Annotated in this window: 19 protein-coding genes; 9 read left to right on the top strand and 10 right to left on the bottom strand. The window is 53.6% G+C overall.

The genetic code is table 11. The features are described 5' to 3' along the window. Positions 1-177: 177 nt before the first annotated feature. The 4 genes from rplT to GCU45_RS22715 all read right to left on the bottom strand — a co-directional run bounded on the left by rplT (position 178) and on the right by GCU45_RS22715 (position 2,793). Positions 178-537, bottom strand: a complete 360-nt coding sequence (gene rplT, locus GCU45_RS22730; protein WP_094595540.1) for a 50S ribosomal protein L20 — start codon at positions 535-537, stop codon at positions 178-180. A gap of 30 nt (positions 538-567) precedes the next feature. Then, positions 568-768, bottom strand: a complete 201-nt coding sequence (gene rpmI, locus GCU45_RS22725) for a 50S ribosomal protein L35 (RefSeq protein WP_076173245.1) — start codon at positions 766-768, stop codon at positions 568-570. Positions 769-786: 18 nt separating this feature from the next. Then, positions 787-1,284, bottom strand: a complete 498-nt coding sequence (gene infC, locus GCU45_RS22720; protein WP_076173246.1) for a translation initiation factor IF-3 — start codon at positions 1,282-1,284, stop codon at positions 787-789. Positions 1,285-1,554: 270 nt separating this feature from the next. Further along, on the bottom strand, positions 1,555-2,793 hold the full coding sequence (locus GCU45_RS22715) for a glycosyltransferase family 2 protein (RefSeq protein WP_105445856.1): 1,239 nt from the start codon (positions 2,791-2,793) through the stop codon (positions 1,555-1,557). 806 nt (positions 2,794-3,599) lie between these two features. On the opposite strand from GCU45_RS22715, the gene GCU45_RS22710 reads away from it, so the two are divergent. Both GCU45_RS22710 and GCU45_RS22705 read left to right on the top strand, forming a co-directional pair. Then, on the top strand, positions 3,600-4,127 hold the full coding sequence (locus tag GCU45_RS22710) for a phosphatase PAP2 family protein (protein ID WP_076173248.1): 528 nt from the start codon (positions 3,600-3,602) through the stop codon (positions 4,125-4,127). A 51-nt stretch (positions 4,128-4,178) separates the two neighbouring features. Further along, positions 4,179-5,312 carry an MGDG synthase family glycosyltransferase gene (locus tag GCU45_RS22705; protein WP_152400759.1) on the top strand — a complete coding sequence of 378 codons (1,134 nt, stop codon included), beginning with the start codon at positions 4,179-4,181 and terminating at the stop codon, positions 5,310-5,312. 22 nt (positions 5,313-5,334) lie between these two features. On the opposite strand, the gene trmB is transcribed toward GCU45_RS22705, so the two are convergent. Together trmB and GCU45_RS22695 are read right to left on the bottom strand one after the other, a co-directional pair. Continuing rightward, the gene (gene trmB / locus GCU45_RS22700; protein ID WP_152400757.1) at positions 5,335-6,096 is read right to left on the bottom strand and encodes a tRNA (guanosine(46)-N7)-methyltransferase TrmB; all 762 of its coding nucleotides are present in this window, start codon (positions 6,094-6,096) and stop codon (positions 5,335-5,337) included. A 198-nt stretch (positions 6,097-6,294) separates the two neighbouring features. Further along, complete coding sequence (locus GCU45_RS22695) at positions 6,295-6,492, bottom strand: hypothetical protein (RefSeq protein ID WP_076173251.1); 198 nt, start codon at positions 6,490-6,492, stop codon at positions 6,295-6,297. A gap of 380 nt (positions 6,493-6,872) precedes the next feature. On the opposite strand from GCU45_RS22695, the gene GCU45_RS22690 reads away from it, so the two are divergent. The 4 genes from GCU45_RS22690 to GCU45_RS22675 all read left to right on the top strand — a co-directional run bounded on the left by GCU45_RS22690 (position 6,873) and on the right by GCU45_RS22675 (position 10,591). Next, positions 6,873-7,826 carry a tRNA modification radical SAM protein MnmL/YtqA gene (locus tag GCU45_RS22690; protein ID WP_152400755.1) on the top strand — a complete coding sequence of 318 codons (954 nt, stop codon included), beginning with the start codon at positions 6,873-6,875 and terminating at the stop codon, positions 7,824-7,826. 1 nt (position 7,827) lies between these two features. Beyond that, positions 7,828-8,409, top strand: a complete 582-nt coding sequence (locus tag GCU45_RS22685; RefSeq protein WP_152400753.1) for a tRNA 5-(aminomethyl)-2-thiouridylate-methyltransferase MnmM — start codon at positions 7,828-7,830, stop codon at positions 8,407-8,409. Between the two features lie 217 nt (positions 8,410-8,626). Then, positions 8,627-9,595 (top strand): type I phosphomannose isomerase catalytic subunit, encoded by a 969-nt coding sequence (locus tag GCU45_RS22680; RefSeq protein WP_152400751.1) that lies wholly within the window; start codon positions 8,627-8,629, stop codon positions 9,593-9,595. A 72-nt stretch (positions 9,596-9,667) separates the two neighbouring features. Then, entirely contained in the window at positions 9,668-10,591 is a 924-nt protein-coding gene (locus tag GCU45_RS22675) for an alpha/beta hydrolase (RefSeq protein WP_208837061.1), read from the top strand. Positions 10,592-10,734: 143 nt separating this feature from the next. On the opposite strand, the gene GCU45_RS22670 is transcribed toward GCU45_RS22675, so the two are convergent. Together GCU45_RS22670 and recQ are read right to left on the bottom strand one after the other, a co-directional pair. After that, positions 10,735-12,504, bottom strand: coding sequence for a B12-binding domain-containing radical SAM protein (locus tag GCU45_RS22670; RefSeq protein WP_152400749.1), 1,770 nt, complete (start codon positions 12,502-12,504; stop codon positions 10,735-10,737). Positions 12,505-12,522: 18 nt separating this feature from the next. Next, the gene (recQ, locus tag GCU45_RS22665) at positions 12,523-14,379 is read right to left on the bottom strand and encodes a DNA helicase RecQ (protein WP_152400747.1); all 1,857 of its coding nucleotides are present in this window, start codon (positions 14,377-14,379) and stop codon (positions 12,523-12,525) included. A gap of 319 nt (positions 14,380-14,698) precedes the next feature. On the opposite strand from recQ, the gene GCU45_RS22660 reads away from it, so the two are divergent. Together GCU45_RS22660 and GCU45_RS33875 are read left to right on the top strand one after the other, a co-directional pair. After that, positions 14,699-15,250 carry a hypothetical protein gene (locus GCU45_RS22660; protein WP_152400745.1) on the top strand — a complete coding sequence of 184 codons (552 nt, stop codon included), beginning with the start codon at positions 14,699-14,701 and terminating at the stop codon, positions 15,248-15,250. After that, positions 15,243-15,380 (top strand): hypothetical protein, encoded by a 138-nt coding sequence (locus GCU45_RS33875; protein WP_167527197.1) that lies wholly within the window; start codon positions 15,243-15,245, stop codon positions 15,378-15,380. Before GCU45_RS22660 ends, GCU45_RS33875 begins: the two co-directional genes overlap by 8 nt. A gap of 43 nt (positions 15,381-15,423) precedes the next feature. On the opposite strand, the gene GCU45_RS22655 is transcribed toward GCU45_RS33875, so the two are convergent. Together GCU45_RS22655 and GCU45_RS22650 are read right to left on the bottom strand one after the other, a co-directional pair. After that, the gene (locus tag GCU45_RS22655; RefSeq protein ID WP_152400743.1) at positions 15,424-15,963 is read right to left on the bottom strand and encodes a hypothetical protein; all 540 of its coding nucleotides are present in this window, start codon (positions 15,961-15,963) and stop codon (positions 15,424-15,426) included. 90 nt (positions 15,964-16,053) lie between these two features. After that, a complete protein-coding gene (locus GCU45_RS22650; RefSeq protein WP_116232126.1) occupies positions 16,054-16,350 on the bottom strand; it encodes a DUF6509 family protein in 297 nt (98 codons plus the stop codon). Between the two features lie 115 nt (positions 16,351-16,465). Here GCU45_RS22650 and GCU45_RS22645 point away from each other — a divergent pair, with 115 nt between their 5' ends. Continuing rightward, entirely contained in the window at positions 16,466-16,738 is a 273-nt protein-coding gene (locus GCU45_RS22645; protein ID WP_152400742.1) for a SemiSWEET family sugar transporter, read from the top strand. Positions 16,739-16,758: the final 20 nt, after the last annotated feature.

The raw sequence follows: 16,758 nt of genomic DNA, 5'->3' as shown, positions 1-16,758 counted from the left end.
GGATATGATTCTTATATCTAAAGAAACACGTCTATCGGTGTACGTTCTATGAAGCCAGACCGCTTTTAGCGGAGGTCTTTCTTGCGATATAAGGTAGTTTAGTCTCTGATGTATTTTCTTTCTTATATCTTAAAAAAACCGCCGGTTAGGGCGGTTTTAATATGCATTACAAGTATATTACGCGTTGACTTTCTCTTTGGCAACCGATGCGATCGAGTTGAACGCGTTGATGTCGTTAACGGCCAGGTCAGCCAGCATTTTGCGGTTGATGTCCACGCCAGCCAGTTTCAGACCATGCATCAGTTTGTTGTAAGACAGTCCGTTCATGCGGGCTGCAGCGTTGATACGCACGATCCACAATCTGCGGAAGTTCCGTTTCGTCTGACGACGGTCACGGTATGCGTACACGAGGGATTTCATAACCTGCTCGTTAGCTGTTTTAAAAATGCGGTGTTTGGAACCGAAATAACCTTTTGCAAGTTTCAATACTTTTTTATGTCTACGACGAACGACGAATCCGCCTTTTACTCTTGCCATAATATAAACCTCCCAAAAATGTGTGATTAACTATTTCAAGTTCGCCAAGCCTTGTTTCAAGCGTCTTACGTCCCCCGGCGCCATTTCTGGGTTGCCTGCCAATACGCGTTTAGCGCGCTTGGACTTGTGGGAAAGCAAATGGTTTCTGTAAGCTTTGTAGCGAGTCACTTTACCGGAACCGGTAACTTTGAAGCGGCCTTTAAGGCTGCTGTGTGTTTTCATTTTAGGCATTGTACTTCCTCCTCAGGATCATTGGGCTTTTGGAGCCAAAATCATAATCATGCTGCGTCCTTCCAGCTTCGGCTGACGCTCAACGCTGGAGTGCTCGGCAACTTCTTCCCTTACACGCTCCAGAATCTTCTGGCCGATGCTCGCATGCGCGATTTCGCGTCCGCGGAAACGAACAGAGCATTTGACCTTGTCGCCTTCCTTCAGGAACTTGACGACATTGCGGAGCTTAGTCTGGTAGTCGTGCTCATCAATGTTTGCTCGGAACCATACTTCTTTAATATCAACGATTTTCTGATTCTTCCGGGCTTCCTTCTCTTTCTTCTGCTGCTCGTAGCGGAACTTGCCGTAATCCATGATGCGGCACACCGGCGGCTTCGCCTGCGGCGCCACATTCACCAAATCCAGATTCAAATCCGCTGCCATCTGCAGAGCCTCACGAAGGGGCTTGATGCCAATCTGTTCGCCTTCAGCGCCTACCAAGCGAACTTCCTTCGCCCGGATCTCCTCATTGATCATATGTTCCTTACTGATAACCGTCCACCTCCAGATCTAATAGGTATTTCCGTGTGCAGAAGCAAAATAAAAAGGGATGCGGGTATCAGCACCCAGCATCCCTATGATCAACTCTTCATGAAATATCGCATTCACAAATCATTGGATCAGTAACCCGCCAACCTTCGTCGGTCAGGTGAGAAGCTGGAGCTTCTGCTTTGAATCCATTTCGTATTTAAAGCACTCAAATAATTTAACACAGGGCCCGGACAATGTCAACCCGGTTCCATGCGTTTACCCCTGCTTGCTCTGCACCTCTTCCAGTCTTACCACGCGGGTATGCTGGGTATGGCTCCACTGCTTGTTGTTCTGCGTGAAGAACGCATAGAACGTGATTGGATACCAGGAGATCAGATAAATCGGGAAGAGCACCAGGTACAAATAGACCTTCTTGAAGGTGACCTTCTCCAAAATCATCGCAGCCAGGAACGTAAAGACGTTGGCACCGATCGCCACAAAGCTCAGCCACAACGGCAGATAGCCGTAGAGGTTGGCGATGTTCGGACCGTCGAAGAACGTATTGTCCACCCAAATCGTAGCCGTCATCAGGAATGTCAAGAGAACGATGTATACGTTCGCCCCGTACAGCGCCAAATCCAGCTTGACGATGCTGCGTTCCTTGATACTTTGCCAGATCAGCGGGAAGAAATAGCGGCGCGCCACCGTAAAGTGTCCCTGCATCCAGCGCAGGCGCTGTCTTGCGGAAGCCTTGAACGTCAGCGGCTTCTCGTCGAACACCTTGGCGTCGTAGTTGAATTTTGGATAGACGCCGCGCTTCACGCTGCGCATCGTAAACTCCAAGTCTTCAACCAAGCTGGTGGCCCCCCAGCCCATTTCCTTCAGCAGGTTGGTTTCAAAACACATCCCCGTACCGCCGAGGAAGTTGGCCATGTTCATGTTATGGCGCGACAGCTGCCACAAACGGTTGATGTACCAATACGAAATCCCGTAAGCAGCCGTAATCCAGGAATCCTCAGGATTCTTGGTGTCGATATATCCTTGAATGACGCGTGCGCCGGAGCACAAATCGTCGTTCATTTCTCTCAAGAAATTCGTATCTGCCAGGTTGTCGGCGTCAAACATGACGACCGCATCGTACTGGCGGGGCATGGCCCACAATTCCTTCAGCATCCACTCGATGGCGTAGCCCTTGCCGCGAAGGTTGTTGTTGGTGCGTACGCAGGCGTTCATGCCATGCTCGCGCACGATGCGTGCCGTACCGTCCGTGCAGTTGTCACAGATAACAAACACGTCGTACAGCTCCTTCGGATAATTCAGCTGCTTCAAGTTCTCCATCAGAGCCCCGACGACCTGCTCTTCATTGTGCGCTGCAACGAGCACAGCGAAGGACTTGGTCGGTTCAAAATGCTGCTTCCTCTTTTTCCTGTACAGTCCCAAAACGGAAAATACAAACTGGTACACACCGATCGCGGCCAGCAAAACCTGGAGCGCGATAAAAATGGCGTCTAACATGACTCTCAGAACCCCCCTTTTTTACCCCTCATAATCATGTTTCTCTCTGTAGATAGATTGAACTAAAGTTTGTTGAACTTCCTGTTATAACGGTCCAGTACGGCCCTGTAATGTTCATTTCTTTAGTTCATTCTATATAGATTACGGTAAAGCCGTTACCCTTTTCTAATTCTTTATGACCCTTTTGACCTTTTACATTCTTTTACGTTTTGTTAACGCTTCGGATGACCCTATCGATTTTCCACACTTTTCAGTCATTTGTCAAAACCGTAAAACCTCGTAATCGTCTAAAAAAACGGTAATGAGGCGGTTTCCTGACGGTTCAGCCCCTTACGGGCTCCTATTCATGACTGTTAGTTCTTATTTTCATCTCTTTTCCGGGTTTTTATTTCTCAGGTCCCCCCTTTTTTTAGTCATCAGTTTCCATGATTATCGGCATACTTTATAAATAAACGAGATAAAGCCAAGAAAAGTTATACTTTAAACATCAATTCTTTATAAACGGATTGCACCCGTTTGAATCATTGTAAAGGTTCCTCAGGGGGAAGTCAAAATTGGCCAATTCCTTGCCGGGCCCCATTTTTCCGCGAAAAATGGCTTTGGACAAGATCGGCCGATTCCCGACAAAGTTCTCGGGCGGTGTCAAATAACGACCCTGAATTGGGTTATATATTATAAGAAGGGGACTTACGAAGTTATAGTTTCTGCTCCCTTCGGAAATATGATAAAATTTAGAAAAACATCGCATGAGTTGTCCATGATCTGCCATTATTTCATAGAAGATTGGCTGTACACGGAGGGATGGAATGAGACGTTTGTTCAAGAAACTTCAATTATGGGACCGGCGTCTTTTCCAATGGATCAACGGACGTCTTCATAATCGTTTTTTCAATTTTTGGCTGTATTATTTGACGCATCTCGGAGGGGCTACGTTTACGATCTGTGCCTGCCTCCTGTGCTGGGGCCTGGCCCCGCCGTCATGGAGCACCCAAGGCGCCCAGGCCGCCGTCGCTCTGGCCGTCAGCCACATTCCGGTGGCGGCAGCCAAGAAGATGTACCCCCGGGTCAGGCCGCATCTCGCCCTGCCGGGAACCCGCACCTTTCGCAAGCCGCTGGTGGACCATTCGTTTCCATCCGGGCATACGACGGCAGCATTTTCCTTGGCAGTTCCTATGATGATCGGGCATCCTGAGTGGACCGCGCTTTTTTTGGCTTTAAGCCTCGTGGTCGGATTTTCCCGGATGTATTTGGGACTTCATTACCCATCCGATGTGCTTGCGGGAGCTGTAATTGGTACTTCCGTAGCTACAGCAACAGTTGCATTGTGGCCCTAAAGTCGATATGGTGGGTATAAGGAAAAACATGCAGGAACAGGTGAATTGAGAGTGATGAAAAAAAGAGTATTGTTATTATCTGAAGGCTTCGGTGCGGGACATACTCGAGCTGCTTACGCACTCTCAAGCAGTCTGCGCAAGCTGTCGCCGAGTGTGCAAACCAAAGTGCTTGAGCTCGGAAGCTTCCTGAATCCCAAGGTCGCACCGCTCATTATTACCGCCTACAAGAAGACCGTTCTTTCGCAGCCGAGGCTGGTTGGAATGATGTACAGGCACCAGTATAAAAAGTCACTGAACCGGTTTACGACATTAGCGCTTCACCGCATTTTTTATACACATACAAAAAATATCGTCAATCAGCTGCGGCCCGACATCGTCGTCTGCACGCACCCGATTCCGAGCGCGGTCATTTCCCGCTTGAAAAGGCTTGGCTCCAAGATCCCGCTGTGCACGGTCATCACGGATTACGATGCCCACGGCACCTGGATCAGCCCGGAAGTGGACCGCTACCTAGTCTCCACCCAGGAAGTGAAATCGAAGATGCTGGAGCAGGGCGTCGCCGCATCCAAAATCGAGGTCACCGGTATTCCGGTGCATCCGAACTTCTGGGAGCATCCGGTCAAGGAAGAGATCCGGGAGAAGTTCGGGCTGAAGAACATGCCCACGGTGATGGTCATGGGCGGCGGCTGGGGCATTATGAATGACGAAGTCATCAACAATTACCTGACCCGCTGGAGGGACCAGATTCAAATCGTGTTCTGCCTCGGCAACAACGAGAAGGTCCTCCGCAAGCTCGAACAGGATCCGAGCTACAACCATCCCAACATCCGGCTGATCGGGTTTACCCCCGAGGTCGATAAGCTGATGGAAGTTTCCGATCTGCTCGTGACGAAGCCTGGCGGCATGACCTGTACGGAAGGTTTGGCCAAGGGCATCCCGATGCTCTTCCATCACCCGCTTCCCGGACAGGAAGAAGAGAACTGCCAGTACTTCACAGCCCAGGGCCTTGGAGAGCCGATCTCCTCTCTGGAGGTCATCACGAAGTGGATGAACAAATTGATTCACGAATACGATTCGATCCAGCAGCGCCGCGAAGAGCAGCTGAAGAGCATTGACCGCTACCGGCCGATGCAAAGCGCCCAGAGCATCATCGACATGCTGGAATCAAATAAGGTGCCTTCCTGAGGGAAGGCACCTTATTTTGTATTTATGGTTGGTCGCTGAAAGCCTCTTCCGGCTGCCCCGGCTTGTCCGGCCGCAGTCCGTATTTGTCCAGCCGCTGTTTCTGATACCGGCTCAGCGCTTCCTTGCCCACAATCACCTCACAGCGGTGAATGTTGATGCCCTGACCTACAAATTTAGTCTCATACTCGGTCATGACATGCTCTTCGTTCGGTCCCTCGCGGTGCAGATTCAGCGAGATGTTCGTCATCTGCAGACCGTAATCCGCAAAGGAATTCAGCGAAAATTCAAACAGCGTCTGCGAGTCGGTCTTCAGATGAATTTCACCGTTATCGTTGAGCAGACCGCAGTATTTGTCGAGGAAACGGGGATGTGTCAAACGGCGGCGGGCATGTCGGGCCTTCGGCCAAGGATCGCTGAAATTCAGGAAAATGCGCTCGAGTTCTCCCGGCGCAAACACTTCCTCCGCATATTCGACATTGGCCAGCGCCAGCCGCAGATTCGGCGGATATTCGACCTCCCGTTCGGCCCAGGCGAGCTTGGCTTTCTCGCTGGCCCGGCGAATGAGTTCATCATACATATCGATGCCTATAAAATTAATGTCCGGGTTGCGATAGCTCATCTGACTGATAAACTGTCCTTTGCCCATGCCAAACTCCACGTAGATCGGCCGGTCGTTGCCAAAGAGCGATGACCATTTTCCTTTATACGACCGGGGGTCCAGAACAACGAAGCCCTGCTGTTCTTCCAGACTTTCCCGGATTCCTTTTCTTCCGCGTAAACGCATCTCATACCTCCGCTAGTTATACTTCCGTCCTGCCGCGGCACTTGCGGCTACTGCAATATTGTGCCGAACTTAAGCCGAAATGTAAAGAGGCAAAGCTTGACTTGCCCCAAAAGAAAAAGAATCCCGGTCTCTCTCATGCGAACACGAGGAATTCGGAATTCTTTTCCATTATCTATTTGGAATTGGGGTCCAACGGTTTCATTGTTGATAGTCTACCGCATCTTGATGCTGAAAATCAAATGTCTTTTCGAAGGCGTTGCGAATTTTGCGGCGGGCAGCCGCTTTCACTTCCGGATTGCCGTTAAACTCTACGCCTGTCAGGGCAAGCGCCTCATCAGGAGTCAGCTCTACAGAAATCTTGCCTTTACCTTGTGTCTCAGCAGTTGAAGAATTCATCATTATCACCTCACGGTTAATATGTTGGCCATGACGTCAATCTTTTATGAATTCTATAAGATATTTACCCCGAAAACGGGGTGCTGACGCTAATTAAAATATAACACTTCATGTAAGTTTTATCAATGGAATATTCGCCTGATTAGCGGCATAGCGGCGCTGTTTTTGAAACATTTTTTTGCAGTCTATGAACCTGAAATATCCGGGTATTTCGCCCCGAATCATGGAGAACCTCTATATTAAATAACGGCTCAAAATCCAAGGGGAGAAAAGCCCGTAAGTCTCAGTGTTTCCCACGGGCCTCCTCATACCCTTTAGGCCTGATTTTTGTTACAATAGAGCAAGCGTAAGCTGCAATGCACAATAAAGGAGTACCATCCATGAACAGCCCAACCCTTTCTTCTCCCCTGCTGTGGGGCGATAAAAGATTCCATACGTGGAATTACGAGATGCGGGAACAGTTTAACGATAAAGTGTTCAAGGTCATGCTGGATGCCGGATTCACCTGCCCCAACCGCGACGGTTCAATTGCGAGGGGCGGCTGCACCTTCTGCAGCGCCCGGGGCTCGGGCGACTTTGCCGGCAGCCGGCGCGACGACCTGATCACCCAGTTTAACAGCATCCGGGACAAACAGCATGAGAAGTGGCCGCACGCCCGATATATCGGTTATTTCCAGGCCTATACCAACACGTACGCCCCCGTCGATGTGCTGCGCGAGTATTATGAAGTCATTTTGGAACAGCCGGGCGTTGTTGGCTTGTCCATCGCCACGCGGCCGGACTGCCTGCCGGACGATGTGATCGAGTATTTGGCCGAGCTGAACGAGCGGACCTATCTATGGGTCGAAATGGGGCTGCAGACCATTCACCAGGAGACATCCCATCTGATCAACCGTGCGCATGACACCCAGTGCTTCATCGACGCCGTGGAGAAGCTGCGGAGGCATGGCATCCGGGTATGCGCGCATATCATTTATGGCCTGCCGCAGGAAACCCACGAAATGATGCTGGAGACCGGGCGTGCCGTGGCGAACATGGACGTTCAAGGCATCAAAATCCATCTGCTTCACCTGATGAAGGGTACGCCGATGGTCAGGCAGTATGAAGCGGATCTGCTCCGCTTCCTGGAACAGGATGAATATATTAAGCTGGTTGCGGACACGCTTGAATTTCTGCCGCCCGAAATGATCGTTCACCGCCTGACGGGCGACGCTCCGCGGAAACTGCTGATCGGCCCAATGTGGTCTCAGGAAAAATGGGAAGTGCTGAACGGCATCGACGCCGAGCTCGAGGCACGGGACAGCTGGCAGGGTAAGTATTGGAGGAAAGTATAGCATGGGGTTTCTTTCCGTTCTTAGCTTTGCCCACAAACAAATCGCCGAGCGTCTGAGTCCCGGGGATATTGCCGTGGATGCCACGATCGGTACAGGGGCCGATACGCACTTTCTGGCCAAGACGGTCGGTCCCAAGGGGCACGTCTACGGCTTTGACGTGCAGGAGCAGGCGCTGACCCTGACCCGGCAACGGCTGGCGCAGGAAACACCGGAGCGGATCGCTCCGGTGACGCTGTACCTGCAGAGCCATGCCGCGATGCGGGAGGCGCTGCCGGAGGGCGTGCACGGCCGGGTCGGGGCGGTGATGTTCAACCTCGGCTACCTGCCTGCCGAGGAGGCGGACAAAGCCGTCATCACCACGCCGGACAGCACGATTGAAGCGCTGGAAGCCGGCTTGTCCCTGCTGAGACGGCGGGGCATTATGACGGCCGTGCTGTATCCGGGCCATGCCGGCGGCGATCTGGAGGCCCAGGAGGTAACGGCTTGGGCCACCACCCTGCCGCAGTCGTCGGCTCAGGCCGTCATATACAGGCAGCTGCAGCGCGCGGATGCCCCTTATGTCATTGCGCTGGAGAAAAAATAGCGCGCTGGCCGCTTGTGCGGCTCGTGCCGCGAGCTTCCTCCCACCAGGCGGCGCGGCATGCTGAACACATTGAAACCGTTTGTGCCCGGGGCCCGGCCGCCCTCTTCATCCGGATGGATTCCGGTCCAAGGGGATCAGCCCGGCCCAAGGTATTGTTTTACATAGTAGCGGTTTATCCCAAGCGATCACACGAACCCAAGAAAGGAACGATGAAGACATGACACAACCTTATCCATTATTATTTCAGCCGGAGTTTAAAGAACGCGTATGGGGAGGCCGAGCGCTCGAGCAGTTCGGGCTGCAGATTCCGGAGGGACATATCGGCGAGGGCTGGATGATCGCCGATCATCCGAACGGCACGACAACCGTGATTAACGGCGAGCTGAAAGGCCAAGGCCTGGACCAAGTCCGCGAACAATTCGGCAAGGAGTGGTTCGGCGCCAAGGGATTTTCCGAGAAAAACGGCCGCTTCCCACTCCTGATCAAGCTGCTGGACTGCAATGACGACCTGTCGGTCCAAGTGCATCCGACCGACGACTATGAGGGGCTGCCGAAAGGCGAGCTCGGCAAGACGGAAATGTGGTACGTGCTGGACGCCAAGCCGGACGCCAAAATCATCTATGGCCTTAAGGAAGGCGTTACACGCGAGGCAATGAAAGAAGCGCTCGAGAACGGAACCGTCATGGACAGCCTGCAGGAAGTTTCCGTCGAAGCCGGAGACACGTTCTACATCCCTGCCGGCACGGTGCATGCGCTTTGCGCCGGTGTAGTCGTAGCGGAAATCCAGCAGAACTCCGATACGACATATCGCCTCTACGACTACAACCGTCCGGGATTGGACGGCAAGCCGCGGGAGCTGCACATTGAAGATTCGCTGAACGTCATCGCCTACGAAGGATCCGGGGCCACAACGATGAAGACCGCCGGCAGCGCTGCGGGCGAATGGCTGCAGCTGGCGAAGTCCCCTTATTTCATCGTGGAAAAGGGAATTGTGGACGGATCCTGGAGCCTCTCCACCACTCCAGATAGCTTCACCATCTTGGTCGTATGCGACGGCAGCGGCTTCATCGCCTGGGACGGCGGCTCACAGGACTACAAAGCCGGCCAATGCTTCCTGCTACCGGCTAATCTCGGTCAATATGAGCTAAGAGGAAATGCTACCGTTCTCCGTTCCTACCTGCCTTAAGCCTGATATAAGGCACGGGGCATTTCTTCTGATTGGTCTGTCATTCACGAAAGAATGAAGGAGTGACCTCCATTGCGGGAACAAACGTTTACGATGACGGATCCGCTGGGCACGCAGATCCATATCTATGCCTGGCTTCCCGACGAGCCGGCTGGAGTGAAGGCCGTCTTGCAGATCACCCACGGCATGTGCGAAACGGCCGAACGCTACAAACGGCTCGCCGCGCTGCTGACGCGGTTCCGCTATGCCGTATATGCCCACGACCAGCGCGGGCACGGCCTGACCGCCGGCAGTGTGGAGCGGCTCGGCCATACCGGCAAGGACGGCTTCCGGCATATGCTCCAGGACATTCAGCAGCTCGGCGGCATCGTTCGTGACCGGCACCCGGATATTCCCCATTTTTTGATGGGGCACAGCATGGGGTCGTTCCTCGTGCAGCGGGTGATGGAGACGGACGGCGGACCGTATACTGGCTTTATTCTGTCCGGTACGAACGGGCCGCGGAGCATGCTGAACGCCGGCAAAGCGGTCGCCAGGCTGCAAGGAGCACTCCAGGGGGAGTCGCACCGCAGCATCCTGCTGAACGCAATGGTCTTCGGCAGCTACAACCGCAGCTTTTCCCCGACCCGGACGCGGTTTGACTGGCTCTCCCGGGATCCGAAGGAAGTCGATAAATACATTGAAGATCCGTACTGCGGAGCCATTTGCACGACCTCATTCTTCTACGACTTCTTCAGCCTGCTGCAGGATATTCAGAATCCCGGCAGCTATGATGGCATTCCCCGGGATAAGCCGGTGTACCTCTTCAGCGGGGAACTCGATCCGGTCGGGGAACGAGGCAAGGGCGTCCGGCGGCTGGAGGACATTTATCGCAGCATCGGCATCAAGGATGTGGAATGCAGGCTGTACCCGAACGGACGCCATGAAATGCTGAACGAGATGAACCGGGACGAGGTCATGACCGAGCTGCTCGATTGGCTGGAGCGGCATGTGTAGTGCCCTTCCCCTATTTCGAAGAAATACCCGCAGGTTCAAGGCCTGAATGAACAAAAGCCGCTGCACGGTGGTCATAACCCCGTGCAGCGGCTTTTCTGTGCATATTATCGACGCTCAAAATTTGCCGATCTTAACGCGTTCAACTACAGCAACTCCGCCGGCTGCAGCTTCATCGTGTAGAACACAGGCAGCTCGCTCTCGTTCTGCTGGTACAGCACGATCAGCACCGTCCCCCCGGAAGCCTCCGCTCCGTTGTCTCTGCCGGCCAGCAAGTCATCCAGCGCAAACGGCAGCACTTCAAGCACTGCATGCTTTTGCAGCTCCCGTTCGGACAAGCCCAGGGAAGCGAAGTTCCCCGAGACGAGCTCCGGATGCTCCGTGACCTTTCGCATCAGGCTGCTCCAATCGTCCTTGGCGAGCGGCTGCTCCCACCAAATTTTACGCGGCTTGTACTTATGGTTGAGGAAATAATCCAGCTTCATCAGCCCCAGAATCACATCCATGCGCTTCGTCTCTCGCTGCTTCAGGAAGGCGGCCAGACGCGTGAACAGGTCCTCGAGCTGATGGCCGATCTTCTGCCAGCCCTGCCCTTCCCAATAGTCGCCGAATTCCTGGAAGAAATCGAACGGTGACGGAAATTCATGGGTCATGAGATAGTTCAGCGTATGATCCATCCGGTGCGCGTTCCAGTATTTCTCAAGCACATCCTCCAGCCGCTTAAGCCGGACGATGTCGGCAAATGGCAGCTTGTGGCTGCCAAGAATTTCGTAAGGCGCCTGATCCATGTACGTGTAATCGTACTTGCCGGCATCGCGGCGCAGGCCGGTGCCACGCAGCATTTTCAGAAAACCGAGCTGCAGCTCCTCCGGTCCCAGGGCGAACACGTCGTTAAATGTCTTGCGGAACGTTTCATAATCCTCTTCCGGCAGACCGGCGATCAGATCCAAATGCTGGTCGATTTTGCCGCTGTTTTTAATGATGCTGACGGTCCGGGACAGCTTCTCGAAATTTTGCCGCCGCTTGACGATAACGTTGGTCGGATCGTTCGTCGACTGTACGCCGATTTCGAACCGGAAAATCCCCGGGGGCGCGTTGTCGGCAAGATATTGCAGCACTTCGGGACGCATGATGTCTGCCGTAATTTCGAACTGGAACACGCAGCCGCGGTTATTTTTAATGAGAAAATCAAACATCTCCAGCGCATACTGATGGTTAATGTTAAACGTGCGGTCCAGAAACTTGATGATCTTTGCGCCGTGGTCGATCAAATACGTAATATCGGACTTCACCCGCTCGATGTCGTAATACCGGACGCCGTTCTCGATGCTGGACAGGCAGAACTGGCACTGGAACGGACAACCGCGGCTCGTCTCGAAGTAGACGATTCGCTTCCCCAAATTCGGGATATCCTCGGGAAAACGGTGCGGCGTGGGCAGCGTATTGAGATCGCTCTTCGGCCGCGGCGGGTTGATGATCACTTCGTCGCCCTTCCGGTAAGCAACACCATAGACAAAATGGAACTTGCGGTCTCCTTCGATCACCTGCAGCAAATGGTGGAAGGTCTCTTCGCCGTCGCCCATGACGATGAAATCGACCGCCGGCATCCGCTCCATCCAGTACTGGGTGTCATAGGACACTTCCGGTCCGCCGAGCACGATCGTGACTTCCGGCATGACCTTCTTCACGATCTCAATCACTTTCAGCGTCTCTTCGATATTCCAAATATAGCAGGAGAACCCGATGACGTCGGGTTTCCGTTGAAACAGGTCGGACACGATGTTCATGACCGGGTCTTTGATCGTATACTCGGCCAGCTCGATATCAAATTCATGCTGGCTGTATGCCTTGAGCAGGCGGATGGCCAGGCAGGTATGGATGTATTTGGCATTCAGGGTGGATAACAGGACTTTCATCGGTTCACGACCTTCTTCTTATTCATCATATCCGCCGGCGTAGGCATCATCGCTCTGATTTTGGAAAAAATCAAGAAACGGTCTGCCGTACTTCCGGAACTTCACTTCGCCGACGCCTTTAATATTCAGCATTTCATCTTCGGTCTGCGGGCATACCACGCTCATCTCGCGCAGCGTCGCATCGTTGAAAATAATATACGACGGCACATGCTCCTTGCCCGCGAGCTCGCGCCGGATCAGGCGCAGCTGCTCGAACACGGTCTCGTTGACCGCCGACGGCGAGACGTCGCGACTGCGGGAGCTTCGGCCACCCGTTTGCGCCGCTGCCGGGCGCGCGGTGCGCTGCAGCACCTGCCGCTGGCCCTTCAGCACTTCGGCCGCCAGCGGTTGCAGCCGCAGCACGGGGTACTGGCCTTCCGAAAGCGCCAGGTACCCCTCCGAGGCGAGTACGTTAATGATCTCGGAAATTTCCTTCTCCGTCCGGTTCGCCATCGTCCCGTAAGTGGACAGGCTGTCAAAGCCGTACTGCAGCACCTTTTTATTCTTCGATCCCTTCAGCACCGCCGCCACCAGCGATACGCCAAAGCGTTCGCGCATCCGGTGGACGCAGGAGAAAATTTTCTGGGCATCGACCGTCATATCGACCAGCTCGCGATCATCCGTACAGGAACTGCAGATCCCGCAGGGCTTGTCTTCATGAGACTCGCCGAAATAGTCCAGCATCGCGCTGCGCAGGCAGCGGGTCGTATAACAGTAATCGACCATTTGCTGAAGCTTGCGGTATTCGTTCGATTTGCGGTCCGTTTCCTGCGGGTTCTGCTCGATCAGAAACTTCTGCGTAATAATATCCTGCGGGCTGAACAGCAGAATACATTGGCTCGGCTCGCCGTCCCGGCCGGCGCGTCCGGCCTCCTGGACGTAAGCCTCCATGTTTTTCGGCATGTTGTAGTGAATGACGTACCGGACGTTGGACTTGTCAATGCCCATTCCGAACGCGTTGGTGGCAACCATCACCCGGATGTCGTCGTACAGAAAAGCCTCCTGGTTGGCGGCGCGCTCTTCATCGCTCATCCCCGCATGATAGCGGCCTGCGGCCAAGCCCACGCTGCTCAGACGCTGGTACAAATCGTCCACGTCCTTGCGCGTCGCCGCGTAAATAATTCCCGGCTGGCTGTTATGCGCCTCGGCGTAGTTCATGACAAAATCGCGCTTGTTCTCCCCGCGCAGCACCGACATGGCCAGATTGTCCCGGCCCAGCCCGGTGACGAACACTTCCGGCTCCTGGAGCCTCAGCAGGCGGACCATGTCTTCGGTCACTTCCGGGGTAGCCGTCGCAGTGAACGCTGCCAGGATAGGCCGCTCAGGCAGCCCTTCCACGAACGGAGCTACCGACAGGTAGCTCGTCCGGAAGTCGTGCCCCCACTGCGACACGCAGTGGGCCTCGTCGACGGCCACGCAGGAAATTTCCAGCTGGGCCATTTCGTCGCGGAACCAGTCGAGCTCAAGCCGCTCCGGCGCCACGTACAGGAGCTTCAGCTCCCCCCGCTTGGCCGCGCGGATCCGCTCGTTCACTTCCTTGCCGGTGAGCGTACTGTTGATGTATGCAGCGGCGATGCCCATCGCTGTCAGCGCGTCGACCTGATCCTTCATCAGAGAGATCAGCGGCGATACGACCAAGGTCAGGCCCGGCAGCAACAGCGCCGGAATCTGATAGCAGATCGACTTGCCCCCGCCCGTCGGCATGATGCCCAGCGTGTCCTGATACTTCAGGAGGCTGGTTACGATATGTTTCTGGCCTTCCCGAAAGTCTGGGTAGCCGTAATATTTTTGCAGCATTTCCTGTGCCCGTTCCAAAGAAAGGGTCTCCACACTCATAAATAAGAACTCCTAACAATGCAAATTCAGCGGCGGACCAAGCAGCTTCCAAGGCTGCGCCACATTTGTAAACTCAACCTTTGACTTTAGGGAATAGATACATGATGACTTTCGAGAATGACTTGATTCAGTCCAATTATAAGTTTACCGGGGTTTCCGGGAATGAGCAACCGTGGTAAAGGGATTCTGCCCGTGCTGGGAGTGCATTTCTTGTTGGTAAAACAGAATGTGCCAGCAGTGGTTGCAGCTTAAGCGGAGAATGGGATGCAACTCCTGCCGACCGGTTCTCGTCATAAAAGATACATGGGGAGGGAGTGCAATGAAAAGAGGATTGTTATCTCTGCTTATCGCTATGACGTTTCTGGCCGGGTGCTCTCCGGATTCTGATTTGGATAAAGGTAGCGCTGCACCGTCAGCAGAGATGGCAAATCAGGAAGATGGTATGCCCGCAGACATGCCGGATGATTTTAATTTCGTTGTCCGTTTTGGTTATGGCGATGTCACTAAAAATGAGATAAACACCTTTCAAGGGACCGTAACGAAAGATTTAATTACGAAAGGTACCGCAACGGCTCATCTCAAATTCACCCAAGATGAAATGCGGGAGATTTACGGCAAAATGAGAGAAATAAACATCATAGCACCGAAGAAATTTGCTACAAGCCGAAATTGCTCCCAGTCGCCAAGCAATGAAGATGCGTGGACGGTAACCGTCGATGGTAAAACGGAGTCATTCTCGTGGACGGACCGGAATTGCGAACTGTCCGACGATGCAATCGCGTTGTTGGAATTAAGAAATTTCATTCAATCCATCGTAAACGCCAAAGAGGCCTATCAGGCCTTGCCGGCAGCTGAAGGCGGTTATGACTAAGGGACGCTTGTTCATGGCCGAAAAGAAGTCGGCAGCCCGCCAGGCGCCTCCCATGATCGATGGGGCCATATGCACCGGCGGACTGCCGCTTAGCGGCGATATTCAGCTTTTGTGGAGCTGCGCCTCGTAAAAAGTTCGTTAAACATCGGATGGATCCGGCGCGGCTAATCAGGTCAGCGCTGCTTCGAGACTGCTCCTTGAGCGGTATCCCAGCGGTGGCTGTACTGCTCAAGCTTTGGATGCACCGCCTCCGGCTCCTCCGTCAGCAGCAGCCTTAGCTTGACGATCCACTCCCCAAAGGTACTGTAGCTGGCAAACCGATTCGCCATATCCGGCGTCAACAGCAGAAAATGCGGCGCAGGATATTTCTCCGTCAGATGGCGAAGGGCGGCTTCCACCGGCGTGTATTTTTTTCGGCGTCCCTCCCAGTTCTCGATGACCGTCTTCCCGTGTCCTTCAGATCTCCAGGCTTCCAGCCGTTTCTCCCGTTTATAAAACGGGCTGACCGGTTCCTTGGTCATTCTCCGCACCGTCTCCTCATGCAGCGGATACAGCACCAGCTTGGAAAAGGACAGCACGCCGGCCAGCGACTCCGCTTCATTCAGACCTTCTTCATCAGTCTCTTCAAACGTATCGTAATAAATGAGCGTCCCCTTACGCTTCTGCACCGGAGGCACGTACCCGTAGGGAACCGTCTGTACCGTATGCTTCATCCTCATCACTCCCCAGACTCATCCTATATGTAATGTACCCGGCAGCGGATGACGTGATCACTCCACTCCAAGTTGCGGAGGTTCGCAGAGTTATTCGTCGACCTCGTCCAGGTGATCCCGGCAGAAGTTTTCGAGCAGCTCCACTTCGTCCTCCTCCAGGTCAAAATCGAGGTACTGCCCCGTCGTTTTTTCATAAATTTCGTATTTCACGATCGCGGATTGGTCCTCGTCGACCTTGTAAATGACCCGGACATATAGTCCATTCTCCGTATAAAGCTCATCGTCATCAGGCACCTCGATGTCGAGCTTGAATTCATAGCGGGTTCCCTGCAAAATGCGGAACGGGTCCTTGATCTTCTCCGCTTCGTATTCCGTTATCGTCAGCATGTTGTCATCCTTTCATTCATCTATCCTATTCTTTATTGTACCAGACCTGTCCCGGTCCATTCACGGACACGAGCCCGCCGGGCATATAATAGCCTCATAAAGGGAGGCGTTGGCCATGATTTACGCAGTCATGCAGCTCATCGGCGGATTTATTTTGGCGTTCGGCTGGATTCCGCAAATTATTCAGGTCATCCGGACCAAATCGGTCGCGGATTTGAGCCTGAAAACGTTCGGATCGCTCGTAGCCGGCATCGGCCTGATGGAGGTCTATGCCATTCATATCGCGCAGGACGGTGTCGGCATTCCGTTTCTGATCACCAATACGCTGTCGCTGGTGCTGATGCTGATTATGATCGGCTGCATTTTAAAATACCGCAAGCGGCCGTAGCGCAATACTAACGCATACTA

It is taken from the genome of Paenibacillus cellulositrophicus (assembly GCF_009363095.1).
Classification (GTDB): domain Bacteria; phylum Bacillota; class Bacilli; order Paenibacillales; family Paenibacillaceae; genus Paenibacillus_AQ; species Paenibacillus_AQ favisporus.
Note: the sequence above shows the minus strand (reverse complement) of the source record. Positions and strands in the feature narration are given on the sequence as shown.

Coding starts and splice junctions, on each gene's coding strand:
- GCU45_RS22680 (WP_152400751.1), top strand. CDS start 8,627: ATGACACAACCTTATCCATTATTATTTCAGCCGGAGTTTAAAGAACGC.
- GCU45_RS33875 (WP_167527197.1), top strand. CDS start 15,243: ATGACTAAGGGACGCTTGTTCATGGCCGAAAAGAAGTCGGCAGCCCGC.
- GCU45_RS22685 (WP_152400753.1), top strand. CDS start 7,828: ATGGGGTTTCTTTCCGTTCTTAGCTTTGCCCACAAACAAATCGCCGAG.
- recQ (WP_152400747.1), bottom strand. CDS start 14,379: ATGAGTGTGGAGACCCTTTCTTTGGAACGGGCACAGGAAATGCTGCAA.
- GCU45_RS22690 (WP_152400755.1), top strand. CDS start 6,873: ATGAACAGCCCAACCCTTTCTTCTCCCCTGCTGTGGGGCGATAAAAGA.
- GCU45_RS22710 (WP_076173248.1), top strand. CDS start 3,600: ATGAGACGTTTGTTCAAGAAACTTCAATTATGGGACCGGCGTCTTTTC.
- trmB (WP_152400757.1), bottom strand. CDS start 6,096: ATGCGTTTACGCGGAAGAAAAGGAATCCGGGAAAGTCTGGAAGAACAG.
- GCU45_RS22655 (WP_152400743.1), bottom strand. CDS start 15,963: ATGAAGCATACGGTACAGACGGTTCCCTACGGGTACGTGCCTCCGGTG.
- GCU45_RS22650 (WP_116232126.1), bottom strand. CDS start 16,350: ATGCTGACGATAACGGAATACGAAGCGGAGAAGATCAAGGACCCGTTC.
- GCU45_RS22715 (WP_105445856.1), bottom strand. CDS start 2,793: ATGTTAGACGCCATTTTTATCGCGCTCCAGGTTTTGCTGGCCGCGATC.
- GCU45_RS22660 (WP_152400745.1), top strand. CDS start 14,699: ATGAAAAGAGGATTGTTATCTCTGCTTATCGCTATGACGTTTCTGGCC.
- GCU45_RS22670 (WP_152400749.1), bottom strand. CDS start 12,504: ATGAAAGTCCTGTTATCCACCCTGAATGCCAAATACATCCATACCTGC.
- rplT (WP_094595540.1), bottom strand. CDS start 537: ATGGCAAGAGTAAAAGGCGGATTCGTCGTTCGTCGTAGACATAAAAAA.
- rpmI (WP_076173245.1), bottom strand. CDS start 768: ATGCCTAAAATGAAAACACACAGCAGCCTTAAAGGCCGCTTCAAAGTT.
- infC (WP_076173246.1), bottom strand. CDS start 1,284: ATGATCAATGAGGAGATCCGGGCGAAGGAAGTTCGCTTGGTAGGCGCT.
- GCU45_RS22645 (WP_152400742.1), top strand. CDS start 16,466: ATGATTTACGCAGTCATGCAGCTCATCGGCGGATTTATTTTGGCGTTC.
- GCU45_RS22695 (WP_076173251.1), bottom strand. CDS start 6,492: ATGAATTCTTCAACTGCTGAGACACAAGGTAAAGGCAAGATTTCTGTA.